The organism is Streptomyces sp. NPDC049687, assembly GCF_044465285.1.
Classification (GTDB): domain Bacteria; phylum Actinomycetota; class Actinomycetes; order Streptomycetales; family Streptomycetaceae; genus Streptomyces.
In genome coordinates, this window is the sequence record NZ_JBITLN010000001.1 from 898,165 (window position 1) to 914,955 (window position 16,791).

A 16,791-nucleotide genomic window follows, 5' to 3' on the forward strand; every position below is an offset into this window, starting at 1 on the left:
AGACACCACCCCGCAGGTCAATTCCCGTGACCGACCTCGCATCCGGCAAGAGCCACGGTTCCGGCGACAGCGACGGCATCGCCGGCATCTCCCGCCTCAGTGAGCCTCCGATCGACGCCATCCTCCTGTACAAGCAGCCAAACGGCACCTTCAGTCACGACCCGTCCGGACAGCGACGCGCCGACCTCGCCCGCCAGACTCCCCCGCCCGCCGCCGACAACAAAAGGACCTCCTCCTCAACTCCGCGCACAGCAAAAACGGTCCGTGGCCATCTGCCCCTCGCGCCGGCCCGGACGAGGCTCTGGAACCTGCCCGCAGCGGATTTCCGTTCCGACGCAGAAAGGCCCCACCCCGTTGCCGATTCCAGGGGTCGGTGGCAACACGTGGTCGTGTTGTTCAGGCCGAGCGGAGTCCCTATGGACCTACTCGGCGGCAGACTCGCGTATGAGGGGTGTTTCACCATGCCCGCCCGGGCCGGGAGGTCCGGGGATTCCGGCTACTTCAGCGCGCCTGCCATAACGCCGTTGACGAACTGACGCTGGAAGGCGAAGAAGACCACGAGCGGGATGATCATGGAGAGGAAGGCGCCGGAGGACAGGACGTCGATGTTGGTGCCGAACTGGCGCGTCTGCTGTTGCAGGGCGACGGTGAGCGGGGCGGAGTCCGGGTCGGCGAAGATGAGCGCGACGAGCATGTCGTTCCAGACCCACAGGAACTGGAAGATGCCGAGCGACGCTATCGCCGGCCCGCCCAGCGGAACGACGACCCGGGCGAAGAGCCACAGCTCGCCCGCCCCGTCGAGGCGGGCGGCCTCCAGCAGTTCGCGCGGGATCGCCGCGAAGAAGTTCCGCAACAGGAAGATCGCGAATGGCAGGCCGAAAGCGACGTGGAAGAGAACGACACTGACGATGCTGCCGAAGATCCCGATGTCCCCGAACAGGGTGGTGATGGGCACCAGCGCGACCTGCAGCGGCACCACGAGCAGTCCGACGACGATCAGGAAAACCCAGTCCCGGCCCGGGAACTCGACCCACGCGAAGACATATCCGGCCAGTGAGCCGACGGCCACGACCAGCAGCGTGGACGGCACGGTGATCAGCAGACTGTTCAGGAACGAACGCGTGATCGTCGGGTTGTCCAGCAGGTTGGTGTAGTTGTGCAGGGTCAACTGCGCGGGCTTGGTGAGGACCGTCCACCAGCCGGACGACTGTATGTCCAGTGGCCCGCGCAGCGAGGAGAGCAGCAGGCCGACGGTGGGCAGCAGCCAGAACAGGGCGACGGCGAGCAGCACGAGTTGCGTGGTTCCGCCGGCGAGCCGGCGAGCCGCTCGGGCGGCGGCGCCCGGTCCCGCTCGGCCGGCGGCGGTCGGCGGGGCCTGGGCACCCCGGGCGGCCTGAGCGGCCTGCAGGGTTGTCACCGTGACGTCTCCTTTCGGAACCGCTTGATGTTCAGGAACATGGCCGGCGCGACCAGGGCGAGCAGCAGCACGGCGAGCGCGCTGCCGGTGCCCTGGTCGTTGCCGCCGCCGAAGGAGGACAGGTAGAGCTGCAGGGCCAGTACGTTGGCGTCCTGCTGGCTGGCGCCGGGCGCGATGACGTACACCAGGTCGAAGATCTTCAGGACGTTGATCACCAGCGTGACCAGGACCACGCCCAGCACCGGCGCCAGGAGCGGCACCGTGATGCGGCGGAAGACCTGCCACTCCCGCGCACCGTCGACCCGTGCGGCCTCCAGCAGTTCCCGGGGGATCCCGGCCAGCCCGGCGGCGATGAGGACCATGGCGAAGCCGGTCCACATCCAGACGTAGGCACCGATGATCGACCAGGTGACCAGGGTCGGACCGAGCCAGTTGACGCCCGCGTACTGGGCGGTGAAGTTCGCCTTGGGCAGGCGCAGTTGAACCGGTGAGGTACCGATCCGGGACGCGGGCAGGGTGAAGGTGCCGTCCTTGGCGGCGGTTGCCGTGGCGACGACGCGTCCGGAACGCACGGCCTCGACCCGGACGCCGGACAGCGCCTTCTCCCCCCGGTCGATCTTCCCCGGGGTGCCGCCGCCCGGTGTGAAGTCCAGCCAGACGATGCCGCACAGGGAGCCGGACGGGCAGCCGCTCGGCGCAGCGGCCTGCGTCACGTCGGTCAGTGTGGTGGGCTGCACTCCGACCAGTGGCAGCGCGGCCGGGCCGCTGCCGGGACTGATGGGCTTGCCGGTGTAGGGGCCGCCCACCGGGCCCGTCAAGGTGCCGCTGCCCGCGCCCGCGACCCGGGGGTGGGCTCCGGGGTACGCCGACGCCTTGAAGAAGGTGTCATGGACGCCGGTCGCCACGGCGTTGGCCACGCCCTTGCTCGGATCCTGGTCGTAGACCAGCCGGAAGATGATGCCGGCGGCCAGCATGGAGATGGCCATCGGCATGAAGACGACCAGTTTGAACGCCGTACCCCAGCGGATCCGCTCGGTGAGCACGGCGAAGATCAGGCCGAGGCCCGTGGCCGCGACGGGGGCGACCACGACCCAGATCGCGTTGTTCTCGATGGCGACGAGGGTCTGGTGGTCGGTGAAGACGCCGGTGTAGTTGGACAGCCCGACGAAGTGGGTGAAGCCGTCGGGGCCGAAGAGGCTGCGGACCACCGACCACACGATCGGATAGACCACGAGCGCACCGAGCAGGACCAGCGCGGGCAGAAGGAAGAACGCCGCGATCCACCCACGGGCCAGGGGCTTCCTCCTCCCGTGGCCGGCGGATGGCCCCGCCGCCCTGGGGGCGGCGGGGGACGGAGGGGAGAGGGTCTGTGACATGACGACTGCCTCAGCCCGCCTTCGCGAACGCCTTCGCGGCGTCCGCTTCGAGCTGCTTCTGCGCACCGGCGACGTCGGAGGGCTTGGCGAGGAAGTCCTGCAGGTCCTTCCACTCCCCCTGCCCCTTGGTTCCGCCGAACGCGGCCGGGGCCTGGTCGGACATGTCGAACCGGATGTTGTCGCCGGCCTTGATCAGGTTCTTCGCTATGGTCCGGACGGTGTCGTCACGGTAGCCGGAGAAGGCGACCGCCTTGTTCGGTGACAGGAAACCGCCCTGCTGCACGGCGATGCCCCCCGCCTCCGGGGAGGCCAGGTAGCGCATCAGCGCCCGCGCGCCCTCGCCGTCCTTGAGCGCGACCGCGACGTCGCCGCTGCTCAGCACCGGTGCCTCACCGCCGTCCACGGCCGGGAAGGGGAAGATCTTGGCATCGGTGCCGACCTTGGCCTTGGTCTCCTGGGTGATGTTGGTCGCGATGAACTCGCCCTCGTAGACCATCGCGGCCTTGGGCGGGTCGGAGAAGACCTGGCCGACCGAGGTGGGGAAGTCGGTCTGCAGCGCGCCGCGCGTGCCTCCGGCGATCAGGTCGGGCCTGCCGAAGAGTTGGCCCAGCGTGGTCAGCGCCTTGGTCACCGACGCGTCGGTCCACTTGATCTGATGCTTCGTCAACTTGTCGTACATGGCCGGGCCGGACTGACTGAGGTAGATGTTCTCGAACCAGTCGGTGACGAGCCAGCCGTCGGCAGCTCCTATGGAGAACGGAGGGGTACCGGAGTCGGAGAGTGTCTGGCCGTCCTTGAGCAGCTGGTCCCAGGTGGTGGGGGTGTCGGTCAGTCCGGCCTGCTCCCAGACCGCGGTGTTGTACCAGAACAGGGACTTGTTGGTGACCTTGAAGAACACGCCGTACTGGGTGTCCTTGTACGTGCCGAGGTCGCGCCAGACCTGGCTGTAGTTCTGGTTCAGCTCCTTGGTCACGGCCGGCTGGAGCGGCTTGAGCCAGCCGGCCTCGGCGAACTGCTGCAGCACGCCGGGCTGGGGCAGCAGAGCCACGTCCGGCGGAGAGCCGCCCTGGATCTTGCTGCCGACGAAGGTCGACACGTTGTCGCCGGTGGGCACGAAGGTGGTCTTCGCTCCGGTCAGTTCGTCGAAGCGGGCCAGTACCTTGAGGAAGTTCTTCTGCTCGGCGCCCGTCCAGACGCCGGCCACCTGCAGGCTCTGCCCGTCGAGCTTGGGCAGGTCCAGCGTGGAGGCGTCCTTGGCACCGGTGGTCGCCGGGGAGCCGGCGGCGCCCGTGTCCGAGGAACTGCACCCGGCGGCTCCGATCGCCAGGACGGCGACGGCCGTCAGTGCTGCCGCTCTGCCATTCATGGGGTCACTCCTTTGTGAAGGACGGAAAGACGGATGGAACGTGTAGCAACGGACGGAATCTGTGGGCGGGGGCAGATGGGTCATGCCTGGTGAGCGGTGTCTGCCGCCCACCAGGCGGCGGTGCTGCCGGGGAGGGTTCCGGGCGGGCAGGGGCCGCTCGCGAGCAGCGGGGTGCCCGGGACCGGGGCGGGACACGGGACGTCGCCGAAGTTGACGGCGCACACGAGCCCGTCACCCAGCCCGTCACCGCGGACGAAGGCCAGGACCTGCGGCGGGGACTCCAGCCAGCGCATGGTCCCGTTGCCGAGCGACGGCAGGCTCGCGCGCAGCCGCAGCGCGTCGTGGTACAGGTGCCAGAAGGAGTCGGGGTCGGCCATGAGCCGTTCGGTGGTGTGCGCGGCGAACCAGTCGGGCTGTGGCAGCCACGGTTTGGCGGCGCCTGCGCCCGGGGTGAAGCCGAACGGGGACAGGTGCCCCGACCACGGCAGTGGCACGCGGCAGCCATCGCGGATTCCCACGCGGCTGCCGCTGCGGTGGAAGATCGGGTCGGTGAGCACCTCGTCCGGCAGGTCGACGACCTCCGGCAGGCCGAGCTCCTCACCCTGGTAGATGTAGGCGGCGCCGGGCAGCGAGAGCATCAGCAGCGCGGCGGCGCGGGCACGGGCGGCCGTCGCGTACCGGGTGACGGTGCGGACCTGGTCGTGGTTGTTGAGCACCCAGGTGATGGTCGAGCCGGTGTCGGCGATGTCCCGCAGAGCGTCCCGGATGACCCGGCGGAAGGTGGGGGCGTCCCAGGGGGCCGTCAGCATGTGGAAGAAGAACGCCTGATGGAGCTCGTCCGGGCGGACGTACGCGGCCTGCTCGGCCGGGGTTCGCACCGACACCTCTCCGACGAGCAGCCGGTCGATGCCGTCCCGTGCGGTGTACTCCTCGCAGATACCGCGCCAGGCACGCCAGACGCCGTGTGTCTCGGGCTGGTTCCACGCCAGGGGGTTGACCGTGTCGCGGGCCCGGGCGTCGGCCGCCGGGTCCGGGGAGTCCGGAAGGTCGGGATGTTTGAAAAGCCCGGTGGCCACGTCGATACGGAACCCGTCGACGCCGCGGTCCAGCCAGAACCGCAGCACCTGCTCGAAGGAGACGCCGACCCCGGGGTTGCGCCAGTTCAGGTCGGGCTGTTCCGGCCCGAACAGGTGCAGGTACCACTGACCCGGCGTGCCGTCGGGCTCGGTGACCCGGGTCCAGGCGGGCCCTCCGAACATGGAGTGCCAGTTGTTGGGCGGCAGTTCGCCGCCCGCGCCACGGCCCTCGGCGAAGTGGAAGCGTGACCTGGCCGGGCCGTCCCGGCCCTCCACCAGGGCCTGCAGGAACCACGGGTGCTTGCTGGAGCAGTGGTTCGGGACGATGTCGATGAGCACCTTGAACCCCATGCGGTGCGCGTCGTCCACCAGGCGGCCGAACTCCTCCAGGTCTCCGTAGACCGGGTCCACGTCGCAGTAGTCGGCGACGTCGTAGCCGTGGTCGTACTGCGGCGAGGGGTAGAACGGGTTGAGCCATATGCCGTCGACACCGAGTCGCTTGAGGTACGGCAGGCCCGCGCGGACACCGGCGAGGTCGCCGATGCCGTCGCCGGTGCTGTCGAGGAAGCTGCGGACGTACACCTCGTAGATGACGGCGGTGCGCCACCACTGCTGTTGTGCGGTGTGCTCGGACCGCTCGGAGGGGCGCGGTCCGTTCTGCATCGGGCCGTCGTCGACGAACGCGTCGATCATCAGGAAACCGTCCTGGGCTGGGCTGCTTGATGGGAACCGGCCGCCGGGCGGGGAGGGCGACGGCCGGCGGACCGGGGGCTGGATCCCGCGCCGTGGAAGGCGCGTGGGGAAACGGATTGCGAGGCCGGCCGGAAGCCGGTGGGCAGGTTGATCGGCGGGCGGGGGCTTCGGAGCCGACAGGCGCGGATTCGTTCGGCGGCGAAGCCGAAGCCATGGGCAATGGGCGTGACCGGCCGCCGGTGGAGACGAAGGGCCGATCGCCGGAGACGACGCCCACCGACAGTTGTCAGGGGTGCCGAAGACCGTCAGATCGCGGATAACCGAGGCAGCGTGGAAGCGGCACCGGAGGGATGCGCGGTGGCGTTCAGCGCCGCACCCATCGCGCCGGCGTACGGACCGAGCGCGGCGGCCAGCAGCATCACCGGTCCGATCAGTCGCTGACGGTCGTGCAGTGCCGGCTCGACGGCTGGTCGCATCACGTCGAAGGCCGGTGCGACACCGCCGCCGACGACGACCGTCGAGAGGCCGAGCTGAACCAGCACGCATCCCAGCACCGCGCCGACAGCGGTGCCGGCGATGCCGAGGATCTCCAGGGCCGCGGTGTCGCCCGACCGCGCGGCCCGGACCAGGTCCTCGGGTGTGGCCGGCCGGTCCTGGTGCCCCATCCCGCGCGAGGCGAGGGTTCGGCACCAGGCGCCTGCCAGTGCCCGGCCGCCCGCCACCGTCTCCAGACAGCCGCGGGCCCCGCATCCACAAGGGGCACCGCCGGGCTCGGCGGTCATGTGACCGATCTCCCCGATCCTGTCGCCGGGCCCGCGCAGAACGCTGCCGCCCAGGGCGATCGCACCACCTATCCCGGTGCCCATGGTCATGAAGACCACGTCGGTGTGACCGCGCGCGGAGCCCAGGGCGAGTTCCGCCGAGGCGAACGCGCGCGCGTCGTTCATCAGCAGTATCGGCTTCGCGGTCGCGCGCTGGAGCGTGTCCGCCAGCGGGAAGTCCTGCCAGTCGCCGCCGATGTTCGGGATGGTGGTGGTCGACCGCAGGTCCGGGCTCAGGTGGCCGGGCAGCGCCACGCCGATGGCCTCGACGGTGTGCGCCTCCGCGATCTCGGCGATGGCCGCGGCGACCTGCGCGGGGCCGGCGGTTGGGGTGGGCAGCGTGCCCCGCGCGACGACGACCGCGTCGGCACGGTGCACCCACTTGATGTTCGTGGCCCCGATGTCCACCCCCAGGGCGGACCCGTCGGGGCGAGGACCGCTCCTGGTCGCGACCATACGATCTCCAGATCAGTATTGCCTGTATAGACTTAACGGGAAGCTAGGCCCGGACAAATCGTTCAGTCAATCAGTTGAACCGCAAAGAATCTGAAATTTTGGCTGGTTGCGACCACATGACAGGGCGTCAACAGCCTCCAGCGTCGCAACCACGGCCTGTCTAGCCTTTTATGGCAAGGATGGTCAGCAGGGTGAGATCAGGGCGCCGTCGTCTGCCAGCTGCTCCCGCAGTTCGACGATGTCCACATCGCGAGGCCTGCCCCCGGCGGCGACCGCCAACGCCGCAGCCGTCCCGGCAGCCTGCCCCGTCGCCATGCACTGCCCGATGGAACGGACGGAGGCATGGGCGTCGTGAGTGGCCGACAGGCACCGGCCCGCGACGAGCAGACCGTCGACGCCGCGAGGGAGCAGACACCGGTAGGGCACACCGTAGGTGCGGCCGGTGGGTGTCTCGTCACCGGAGCCGACGTACTGCCAGATCGTCCTCTGCCCGGCGGCATGGTCTTCGATCGGAGCGCCGCAGAGCGCGATGGCGTCCTCGAACTGGCGCGCCGTCAGGACGTCTTCCCTGTCCAGGACGTACTCACCGATCAGGCGGCGGCTCTCCCGCACACCGATCCGCGGCGCGGACGCGATGAGGAAGGCCCGCTCGTACCCCGGCACTTGATCGACGAGGAACCGCGTGTACTCGACGACCTGGCGGCGCCCCTCCTGCTCGGCTGCCGAAAGCTGCCACGGGTCGGTCGGGTCGACGCCGCTCACGCGGGTCACGTTGGTGTGGACGACCCCGGGTTCGGTGGTCCGGTGGACGGATCCTTCGCGCCGGGGCAGCTCGTACGCTCCCGAGCCCGCGTGCAGAGCCATCAGGCGGTGCAGCTCCGCCGTCGGGGTCGCCGCGGCGTCGACGCCGGCGAGCCGGAAGGTCTGGGTGAGCGGTTGCACGACACGGTCCTCGGCCGGCCGCTCCAGCGCCGCCCCCGCGCGCCACGCGACGTCGGCGTCACCGCTGGCGTCGACGACGACCCCGGCGCGCACGTAGCCGGGGCCGGCGACCGTCTCGACGACCACCCCGAGAACCTCCTCCCCCTCCATCACCACCCGTGACGCACGGGCGTGGAACAGGACGCGCACCCCCGCAGCGCCCGTGAGCTCGTCCCAGACCAATTTGAGCGTCTCGGGGTCGTAGGTGACGCCGGTACCCGCGCCGTAGGTGTTGGGTCGCTCGAAGGCCGCCTTGCGATCGGTGAGCGCCTGGCACACCTCCCAGCCGACACCGCCGACGACGCGATCACCCGTGCCGGGCGCGTAGAAGCCGTAGAAGGTGTCCAGGACGCTCGCCCCCGTACCGCCCAGGTGAGCGGCGCCCTCCACGAGCAGGGTGCGAGCGCCCCGCCGGGCGGCCGCGACGGCTGCCGCGGAGCCCGCCGACCCACCGCCGACGATCACCGCATCGCCGTTCCACAGCAGGGGATAACGCCCGGCCTCCGCCTGGCTGATGCGCGTGCCGTTCACCTCAGGTGCCACCCTCCGTCTACGGGGACCACCGCGCCGGTCGTGCGGGCGGAAGCGTCCGACAGCAGCCACACGGCGGCGTCGGCGATCTCCTCGGGGCTGCAGGCCCGCGCGCCGAGCGGCATCAGCCGCGGCAGGCGGTCCTGGATCACGGGATCGGTCATGGCGCGCGCGGCCATCGGAGTGTCCACCAGGCCGGCCGCGACGATGTTGACGCGCACCCCCTTGGGGGCTCCGGTGAACGCGGCCGAGCGCACCAGCGGGACCAGGGCGCCCTTCGCGCTGGCGTAGGCCACGGTGAGGAAGTCCTCATCGAGTGTGCTCGCCAGGGCCGAGCCGATGACGACGATCGACCCGCCCGATCCGGACAGCTGCCGCATACCGGCGCGCAGCAGGTAGAACACCGAGTCGAGGTCGACCCGGTGCACCTCCCTCCATGCCTCGTCGCTGCACTCGTCGACCGGCCCGTCGCCGAGACGCCGGCCGGACATGCCCACCGCGTGCACGATGCCGTCGAGACCGTCCAGAGTCTCGGCCGCCCGCGCCACCGCGGCCTCGGCGCCCCCGGGCACGGTGATGTCGTACGTGTCGCGGTCGGCCTCGAAGACCCGAGCGCCGGCTGCCCGCGCCGCGCTGACGCACGCGGCGCCGATTCCGCCCTGAGCGCCGACCACCAGCAGGCGCTTCACCGTGCACCTTCCGCGGTACGGGGGCCATCCGCCGTGCGGGCACCGTCCGCGGTACGCAGAGCGGCGGCGGAGCGGCGGGCGAACTCGAGGTAGGCAGCCTCGAACAGCTCGTTGCTACGGTCCGCGCCGACCAGGCGGGAGCTCGTGATGACCGGCGGCATGGCACCCCGCTCGGCCAGCAGCTCGGCGACCCGAACCTTGATCTCGTTGACGACGGCGATCGCGGTGAAGGTACTCACCGGGCCGACCGGGACGTCCAGGCCGGTGACGCGGCAGACGGCGTCGCCGATCGGCGATCCCAGATCGATCACCACATCGGCGTGGTCGGCGAGCCGGGATCCGCTCGGATGCCGGGGTTCGGCGGCGTTGGTCTCCTGCAGCGACGTGACCGCGATGACCGGCAGGCCCGCCTTCTGCGCGCCCATCGCCATCTCGATGGGGACGGCGTTGAGCCCGCTGACGCTGAAGATGAACATGCTGTCCGAAGGGCGCAGCCGGAAGTTGGCCAGAATCTGCTCGGCCAGCCCCTCGACGCGCTCGATGAACATCGCCTGCCGCTGCCCGTTGGCCCCGACCACCTGGGTGTGGAACGTCATCGAGAGCTCCACCAGCGGTTGGAAACCGGGGTAGGAGCCGTAGCGGGGAAAGATCTCCTCCACCGGCATGCGCGAATGGCCGGTGCCGAAGGTGTAGACGACGCCGTCGTCGGCGATCGACCTGGCGGCGATCCGGGCCGCGGCCTCGATGGCGCCGGCCTGGGTCTCGGCAACCTCCTCCACGATCCCGACTGCGGTACGGATCCACGATGGCACGTGCGGAAACCTCTCGGTAGGCAGCGAAAACAGAGCACGAGGCAATATGTATAGACAGGCTGGACCTGCGGCACGCTATGGCGACAATCGCCGAGACGTCAAGCATTCGGACCAAGCTGATCACTGGTTCCGGCAGAGGAGGTCGGGTGTAGACGCCTACCGGACGACGACCTATGCTGCGTTGATGCATACCGGTATAGACAAGAGGAGGGAAGCCGTGGCTCGCCGGCCCATGCCGCGACACGAAGCAGTCGAACGGCACATACGCGGCCGAATCGCGGGACTGAAGCCCGGAGATCAGATCGAGTCCGACGCGGAGCTGTGCGAACTGTTCCAGGTCAGCCGGATGACCGTCAGACAGGCGACCCAGCGTCTGGTCGCCGAGGGCGCGATCTACCGGATCTCCGGCGTCGGCACCTTCGTGGGGGAACCGCAGGTCCACCGGCAGATGGGCAAACTGCGCTCCTTCACCGAGGAGATGGCCCTGCGCGGCATGAGCGTGTCATCGACCGTCCTGGCGAGCGAACTGCGCCCGGGCAGTCAGGAAGAGATCACCGCGCTCAGGCTCGCTCCCCAGTCCAACGTCGTTCACGTACGGCGTCTGCGGCTGGCCGACGACCAGCCGATGGCGATCGAGAACGTCGTGCTGCCGCCGTCCTGCTCCTGGCTGCTGCGCGAGGACCTGGCCCACGGCTCACTGCATCAGGCGCTCACCGAGCAGGGTTTCGCCCCCTCCCGCGCGACCGGAACGCAGATAGCGGCCATCGCCACCGCCGACGACGCCGCGCTTCTGGACCTGCCCGTCGGCGCGCCCATCTTCGTCGAGCGCCGGCTGATCACCACCGCGGACGGCACCCCGGTCGAACTCACCGAATCCCGCTACGCGGGTTCCCGTTTCGTCTTCCACATCGAACTCGCCTAGGGCGTGTTTCGGCCGGGAGACGTGATGAGGCCGACGTGCCCGAGTCGGGGCGGTAGCCGGAAGGAGACAAGCTGTGCCTGACGTCGAAACGGTTCTGGGCCCTGTCGCCGCTGACGAACTCGGCGAGGTGGATGCCCACGAGCACGTCTTCCTGCGCACCCCCGTCAACCCGGGGGACGAGTTCCTCGACACCGGCAAGGCGGCGGCCGAGCTCCGGCGGGTGGCGGCGAGCGGCATCCGAACCGTCGTCGACCTGACACCGGTCGGCCTCGGGCGCCGCCCCGGCCAGCTCGCCGAAGTCTCCCGCACCAGCGCGATCCACATCGTCGCCGCGACCGGCTTCCACCGCAGCGCGCACTATCCAGCCGCTCACTGGGCCCGCCACGCCGACGACTCGACACTTCTCGACGTGCTCCTGGACGACCTGCGGGTCGGCATGGACGCCCACGACTGGGACTTCCCCCGCCCCGCACCCACCCCCCACAAGGCCGGGATCATCAAGCTCGGGGCTTCCTACCACCGCGTCGACCGCCACGAGGAGCGTTGGTTCGCCGCAGGAGCGGCGGCGGCCCGGAAGACAGGAGTGGCCGTGGCGGTGCACACCGAGGTCGGGACCGCAGCACACGCCACCCTGGACATCCTGGACAAACACGGCATCCCGGCCCGGCGGGTCCTGCTCGCCCACACCGACCGCAACCCCGATCCGGAGCTCCACCTCGACCTGATCGCCCGCGGCGCCCGCCTCGTCTACGACACGATCGGGCGGATCAAGTACAGGCCGGACTCCGTCGTCCTCGATCTCATCGAGCGCATGGCCGAGGCAGGCAAGCTGGGCCACATCTGTCTGGGAACCGATGTCGGGCGCAAGTCATCGCTCATCGCCTACGGAGGAGGACCAGGCATGGACGTGCTCGGCCGGGACTTCGTCCCGCGACTTCGTCGCCGCCTGGGCGACGAGGCGGTCGAGACCGTACTGCGGCATGCCCCCCAGGCACTGCTGGCCAAAGAGACGTCTCCCTTGTGAACACCCGCGCGCGGAGAAACCGCACCGAAGCCGGGTAGGCAGAGCAAGGCGCCGGCCGTGCTCTGGACGGCGTTTCTGGCACCGCCCTTCACCTTGGCCCAGAGCGGCGACCATCTGCACGCCCTGACGGCCGGACTCCTGAGGGCCCTGTTGTCAGCGGCGTTGCCCTACAGACGAGGGCACCGTGATGATGCGCCGGTACGGCGGCACCGAGCGACCACGCCACCGGGCACAGCTCGCTCCTGGGGCGGGTGGGACTCGAACCCACGGCCGACGGATCAATAGCTCGAAGGTGGCGGGCGCGTTCGGTGCGCCGAAGCTGTCGGCCTCGCGCATGCGGGGATAGGTCGTAGTGATGCACCCCGGAGACATCGACCGCCGAGGTCAGAGGCCGACATGGTGTTCCTGCTCCGGAGATCAGGCTCGTGCGTCTCGCTGCTGAACTTCCTTGAGGACTCCGGCCACCGTCGCGAAGTCATTGTCCACGTGGAGGACGGTCTGCCCATGGTGTACAGCTGTCGCACACACCAACAGGTCGATCGCTCCCGCCGCCCGATGCCGGCCCCTCTGGGTCAGTTTGTACTGGGCGGTGTCGACCCACCGCCAGGCGTTCTTCGGAACCGGAGAGAGCAGACAGAGCGCGTCCAGTTCCTCGGCCAGCTCATCTCGGTGAGACGGGCTGGTCACCGAGTAGAGGAATTCGGCACGTGTCGGCTCGCAGATGTGGAACACCCCGGCGGCGATGTGTCCCTCCCAGGGGCGCAGCGCACCTGGTGTACGGAACAGATGCCACAGAGCCGAGGTGTCCACCAGATATGTGATCACTCGAAGGCCTCGCGCCTCGCACGCTTCTCGGCTTCATGCGCCGCTGCGGCCTGCTCGAACTCGCCGCGCTCACCTCGCGCGGCCAGCTTCTCCGCGGCCTCGAGCCTCCTGATCCGCGCCACGTAGTCCCGAAGCGCCGCGTTGACGGTCTCCTTCTTCGTCGTGGCACCCATGAGCCGCATGGCCTCGGCCAGCGCCTCGTCGTCGAGATCAATCTGAGTCACGGACACCGGACACCTCCAACGTCCACAATGTATGCATCCACGATACATCGCCAACATTGCCTACGGCCACCGACCGCACAGACCGCTCAAGGGGGGCGCGCAGGATGCCGAGGCGTTTCCATTTGAGGGGGCTTCGGGGGCCCGAAAGCGTGCGACCGGTGATGCCGGCTGCCTACGGTGGTCACCGAGGAGAAGGTGAGTGCGATGTCCCTTATCCCCGGCCCGGCGGACCCTCCCGGGACCAGTCGCAGCACGTCGGCGACGATCCAGCCGAACATCCTGCGCTGCCTGGTCGTGGTCGCCGACGAGCGCGGCATCGATCTGCGGCCGGTGTTGAAGCAGGTCGGGCTGGACGAGACGATCATGCGTTCCGCCGCGCTGCGGGTGTCGTACCGGCAGGGCAGCGCGGTGATCCGCCGTGCGGTGGAGCTCACCGGGGACGAGCGCCTGGGGCTGAAGGTCGGTGCGGCGCAGCACCTGACCGCGTGGGGCCTGCTCGGCTTCGCCCTGATGGCCGACGACACGTTGCGGCACGCCATCGGGACGGGCGTGAGGTACCAGAACCTGTCCGGGGCGATGGTGGTGTGGTCGGCCGGTGCGGGTGAGGAGGACGACGCCTTCGTGCTGCATGCCGATCTTCCCGATCCCGCCATGGACCCGGTCGTGGCTTCCTTCCTGATCGAGGAGGCGTTCGCCTCCGTGGTCACCCTGTCCAGGCTGGCCGTCAGTCCGGACTTCGCGCCGAAGGTCGTGGAGTTCTCCTTCCCGCCACCCCGCCAATACGACGTGTTCGTTGCCCTGTTCGGCTGTCCGGTCCGGTTCGACGCCCCCGCCAACCGCCTGGCCATCGACCCCGCGTGGGCCCGCACCCGGATGCCCGGCCGGGATCCGGTGAGCTACGCGTCGACACTGGAGATGCTCGACGCGCAGCTGGCTTCCCGCCGTGACCAGCAGGATCTGCTGGAGGTGCTGGAGATCTCCGTTGCGCAGAGCCTCCCCCTGGCGCCTTCGTTCGGTGAGCAGGCGCGGCGGCATGCGACAAGCGAGCGGACGCTGCGCCGTCGGCTGGCCGAGTGCGGCACGACGTACGAGGCACTCGTCGAGGGAGCCTCCCGACCGATTGTTCGGTCAGCGTCAGCCGTGACGAGTACGCACTGTCGGGCCTCTCCTGCGGCACAGCAACCGGTGTCGCGGCCGGCTGTCGGTCGGGCATCCTGATCGCCAGTCGGACCCGTGGACGGCGAGGGGGTATGCCGTCGGGCTGCCTTCTTCAGACTGGCCCGCAGGGGATGATCTGGCTTCCGACGCACAGCGGCGCCGCTCCTGAGGAGAAGCCGCGCCCCTGCGGCACTGAGTTTCCGCTCGCGAGCGTGATCGTCGGACGGGACTCGCGAGCCGCGACGGTGCCGATCTCGCGCCGACAGCGATCCCGTCAGGCCTGGGCCGTCTCCGGTTCCGCCAGGGAGGGTTCCTGGAAGATCTCCGCGAGGGGGGCCGTCTGCTCGACCGGGCGTCGTGGGGTCGTGTTCAGCAGGAGTCGGGTCACATCGGGGCGGGAGTAGTGACCGACGGGGTCGGCGGCTGCCTTGGCCACGGCGATGGCGGACAGGTCGATGTCGGCATAGAGGATGCCTTCGGCGTCTTCCGGTAGCGGATCGGCCAGGGGCCTGCCGTCGGGGCCGTAGATCCGGGCGAAGCCGCCGCCGCGTTGCAGCAGCTGCTGCTTGACGGGGTCGTCACCGCAGAACAGGTCGATGGCCGCGTCGCCGACGACCGCGCAGGGGGCGAGAACGAAGACCTGCCCTTCGACGGCGTAGAGCTGGGAGGCTGCCGTGTTGACCTCGGGGCCGAGGGCGTAGGCGGCCCCCTTGTAGACCGAGAAGCTGGGCCAGGCGGCCACGTGCACCTGCTCGTGCTGGCTGAACATGGCGTACTTCGTGAGCGGCTGCAGGTGCTCCCAGCAGCACAGCCCGCCGATGCGGCCCAGCGGGGTGTCGTGGACGGCCAGGTCGGAGCCGTCGCCCTCGCCGAAAACGGTGCGCTCGACGTGGGTGGGCTTGAGCTTGCGGCGGGCGTGGACGAGTTCGCCGTCGGCGGAGATCAGCGCCTGACCCATGTACAGGCTGCCACCGCTGCGCTCGCTGAAGCCGGCGACGACGGCGATGGCGTTGGTGCGTGCGGCATCCAGCAGGCGTGCGAAGCGCGGCCCGTCAAGTGTGAGCGAGTTCTCGTGATAGCGGCCGAAGAAGGCGAAACCCGCGGCGGGGGAATCCAGCCACAGCCACCACGGGTAGCCGGGGACGAAGGTTTCGGGGAAGGCGATGAGCTGCGCTCCGGCCCTGGCGGCCTCTTCGATCAGGGCGATGCTCTTTTCGATCGTGGCGTCGGCGTCCAGCCACACCGGCTCTGCCTGGATCGCGGCGGCTTTGAAGGCACCCGTGTAGTCGACCATGTGTTCTCTCCTCTTCCTTGCCCGTACGGTGCCGGCTGTCGTCAGGCGGTGACGGTGCTGTGGTGGTGGGTGGCGAGCGGCAGGAAGCCTGTTCTCGCATGGCAGTTGACGTACTCGGTGGTGACTGAGCCGCCGGGCAGGACCGACACCTCGTGCCAGAACGCGACGTCGAGGGGCCCTTCGCCGCCTGAGACCATCTGGAAGAAGCTGGCGTAGATCTCCAGGTGGGTGCGGTGGGAGCGGCACCAGGTCAGGAGGTGGTCGATCGAGGCGAACCAGGCGACGGTGCAGGCGCGCTGCAGTGGTGAGCCGTCGGGTGACTGCTCATCGAGGTTGCGGGCCGCGATGCAGCCCGAGTCGGGGTTCGCGGCGAGGAAGTCGACCCCGCGGTCCTTGACCGGCTTGACGTCCGCCAGGTACTTCTCGCGGTACAGGGTGCTGGCGGACCAGTCCTGCGCGGTGCGGATGAGCGCGACGTTGCCGGGCACCTCGACGGTGAGCCGCCGGCCGAGGGTGTCGTCTTCCTGGGCGGGCCGGGGCTCGAACACCGGCAGTGCGGGCTCCAGCGCCTCGACGGCCGAGGCATCGATGCGGTCGCGGGCGGCGCCCCAGTAGTCGTGCACCGGGGTTTCGGGCAGGTCGACCGCCTCGTACTGGGACAGGCCGCTGGTGGCGTAGTCCTCGCGGCGGTGGGTGTGCAGGGTCTCGTTGCGCTCGGCCGGGATGACGCACACCTCCCGCCAGTGGCCGACCGGGCCGTCGGCGGGCAGCTGGTCCCATGCCGAGCGCACGGACTCGGACTGCTGCCACCGGTCGTACGTCTGCGGATCGAACCAGTAGGCCAGCCACACCACGTTGTGGGCGCCGGCGCTGTCGACGAATGATCCGCGGTCCAGTACGTCCGGCCGGTGCGCTCCGGTGAACAGCTCCGCGAGCGCGGCGGTCCCCTCCGCCGCCTGGTCTGCCGCCCTCGCCTGGCAGGCGTACTGGGCGAACACGAACGCGTCCGTGCCCTTCGGCAGACGCGAGCTGTACGCGGGGAAGCGCGGAGTGTGTCCGGGCGGTCCGGTTCTGGGCATGGTCTCCTCCGACGGCCGGTGTTCAGGCGGGATGGAGGCTGAGGCTA

15 protein-coding genes are annotated in these 16,791 nt (G+C 69.8%); 3 read left to right on the forward strand and 12 right to left on the reverse strand.

Features of this window, described 5'->3' with window-relative positions; all coding sequences use genetic code 11:
* Positions 1–496: 496 nt before the first annotated feature.
* The 8 genes from ACIBVL_RS04115 to ACIBVL_RS04150 form a co-directional block, all read right to left on the reverse strand.
* Positions 497–1,417, reverse strand: a complete 921-nt coding sequence (locus ACIBVL_RS04115) for a carbohydrate ABC transporter permease (RefSeq protein ID WP_399091353.1) — start codon at positions 1,415–1,417, stop codon at positions 497–499.
* Positions 1,414–2,793 (reverse strand): carbohydrate ABC transporter permease, encoded by a 1,380-nt coding sequence (locus tag ACIBVL_RS04120; protein ID WP_399091356.1) that lies wholly within the window; start codon positions 2,791–2,793, stop codon positions 1,414–1,416. Before ACIBVL_RS04120 ends, ACIBVL_RS04115 begins: the two co-directional genes overlap by 4 nt.
* A 10-nt stretch (positions 2,794–2,803) precedes the next feature.
* A complete protein-coding gene (locus tag ACIBVL_RS04125) occupies positions 2,804–4,159 on the reverse strand; it encodes an ABC transporter substrate-binding protein (RefSeq protein WP_399091359.1) in 1,356 nt (451 codons plus the stop codon).
* A gap of 80 nt (positions 4,160–4,239) precedes the next feature.
* Positions 4,240–5,898: a glycoside hydrolase family 13 protein gene (locus tag ACIBVL_RS04130; protein ID WP_399092052.1), complete on the reverse strand. Its 1,659-nt coding sequence runs from the start codon at positions 5,896–5,898 to the stop codon at positions 4,240–4,242.
* Between the two features lie 335 nt (positions 5,899–6,233).
* Positions 6,234–7,205, reverse strand: coding sequence for an ROK family protein (locus tag ACIBVL_RS04135; RefSeq protein ID WP_399091362.1), 972 nt, complete (start codon positions 7,203–7,205; stop codon positions 6,234–6,236).
* A 183-nt stretch (positions 7,206–7,388) separates the two neighbouring features.
* On the reverse strand, positions 7,389–8,717 hold the full coding sequence (locus tag ACIBVL_RS04140) for an FAD-dependent oxidoreductase (RefSeq protein WP_399091365.1): 1,329 nt from the start codon (positions 8,715–8,717) through the stop codon (positions 7,389–7,391).
* A complete protein-coding gene (locus tag ACIBVL_RS04145; RefSeq protein WP_399091368.1) occupies positions 8,714–9,406 on the reverse strand; it encodes an SDR family oxidoreductase in 693 nt (230 codons plus the stop codon). Before ACIBVL_RS04145 ends, ACIBVL_RS04140 begins: the two co-directional genes overlap by 4 nt.
* Positions 9,403–10,218: a sugar isomerase domain-containing protein gene (locus ACIBVL_RS04150; protein WP_399091370.1), complete on the reverse strand. Its 816-nt coding sequence runs from the start codon at positions 10,216–10,218 to the stop codon at positions 9,403–9,405. Before ACIBVL_RS04150 ends, ACIBVL_RS04145 begins: the two co-directional genes overlap by 4 nt.
* Positions 10,219–10,450: 232 nt before the next feature.
* Here ACIBVL_RS04150 and ACIBVL_RS04155 point away from each other — a divergent pair, with 232 nt between their 5' ends.
* Both ACIBVL_RS04155 and ACIBVL_RS04160 read left to right on the forward strand, forming a co-directional pair.
* Complete coding sequence (locus ACIBVL_RS04155) at positions 10,451–11,140, forward strand: GntR family transcriptional regulator (protein WP_399092055.1); 690 nt, start codon at positions 10,451–10,453, stop codon at positions 11,138–11,140.
* 73 nt (positions 11,141–11,213) lie between these two features.
* On the forward strand, positions 11,214–12,164 hold the full coding sequence (locus tag ACIBVL_RS04160) for a phosphotriesterase (protein ID WP_399091373.1): 951 nt from the start codon (positions 11,214–11,216) through the stop codon (positions 12,162–12,164).
* A 417-nt stretch (positions 12,165–12,581) separates the two neighbouring features.
* Here the strand turns inward: ACIBVL_RS04160 and ACIBVL_RS04165 are convergent, their stop codons facing one another.
* Entirely contained in the window at positions 12,582–12,989 is a 408-nt protein-coding gene (locus ACIBVL_RS04165; protein WP_399091376.1) for a PIN domain nuclease, read from the reverse strand.
* Positions 12,986–13,219, reverse strand: coding sequence for a type II toxin-antitoxin system VapB family antitoxin (locus tag ACIBVL_RS04170; protein WP_033530157.1), 234 nt, complete (start codon positions 13,217–13,219; stop codon positions 12,986–12,988). Before ACIBVL_RS04170 ends, ACIBVL_RS04165 begins: the two co-directional genes overlap by 4 nt.
* A 198-nt stretch (positions 13,220–13,417) precedes the next feature.
* On the opposite strand from ACIBVL_RS04170, the gene ACIBVL_RS04175 reads away from it, so the two are divergent.
* Positions 13,418–14,431, forward strand: coding sequence for an AraC family transcriptional regulator (locus tag ACIBVL_RS04175; protein WP_399091380.1), 1,014 nt, complete (start codon positions 13,418–13,420; stop codon positions 14,429–14,431).
* 214 nt (positions 14,432–14,645) lie between these two features.
* Here the strand turns inward: ACIBVL_RS04175 and ACIBVL_RS04180 are convergent, their stop codons facing one another.
* Both ACIBVL_RS04180 and ACIBVL_RS04185 read right to left on the reverse strand, forming a co-directional pair.
* A complete protein-coding gene (locus ACIBVL_RS04180; protein ID WP_399091383.1) occupies positions 14,646–15,665 on the reverse strand; it encodes a carbon-nitrogen hydrolase family protein in 1,020 nt (339 codons plus the stop codon).
* Positions 15,666–15,706: 41 nt separating this feature from the next.
* Positions 15,707–16,744 (reverse strand): phenylacetaldoxime dehydratase family protein, encoded by a 1,038-nt coding sequence (locus ACIBVL_RS04185; RefSeq protein WP_399091386.1) that lies wholly within the window; start codon positions 16,742–16,744, stop codon positions 15,707–15,709.
* Between the last annotated feature and the right edge of the window lie 47 nt (positions 16,745–16,791).

Bases quoted from the DNA above. Each gene is read 5' to 3' on its own strand.
- ACIBVL_RS04175 (WP_399091380.1), top strand. From the start codon at position 13,418: ATGTCCCTTATCCCCGGCCCGGCGGACCCTCCCGGGACCAGTCGCAGC.
- ACIBVL_RS04130 (WP_399092052.1), bottom strand. From the start codon at position 5,898: ATGCAGAACGGACCGCGCCCCTCCGAGCGGTCCGAGCACACCGCACAA.
- ACIBVL_RS04125 (WP_399091359.1), bottom strand. From the start codon at position 4,159: ATGAATGGCAGAGCGGCAGCACTGACGGCCGTCGCCGTCCTGGCGATC.
- ACIBVL_RS04155 (WP_399092055.1), top strand. From the start codon at position 10,451: ATGCCGCGACACGAAGCAGTCGAACGGCACATACGCGGCCGAATCGCG.
- ACIBVL_RS04180 (WP_399091383.1), bottom strand. From the start codon at position 15,665: ATGGTCGACTACACGGGTGCCTTCAAAGCCGCCGCGATCCAGGCAGAG.
- ACIBVL_RS04185 (WP_399091386.1), bottom strand. From the start codon at position 16,744: ATGCCCAGAACCGGACCGCCCGGACACACTCCGCGCTTCCCCGCGTAC.
- ACIBVL_RS04135 (WP_399091362.1), bottom strand. From the start codon at position 7,205: ATGGTCGCGACCAGGAGCGGTCCTCGCCCCGACGGGTCCGCCCTGGGG.
- ACIBVL_RS04120 (WP_399091356.1), bottom strand. From the start codon at position 2,793: ATGTCACAGACCCTCTCCCCTCCGTCCCCCGCCGCCCCCAGGGCGGCG.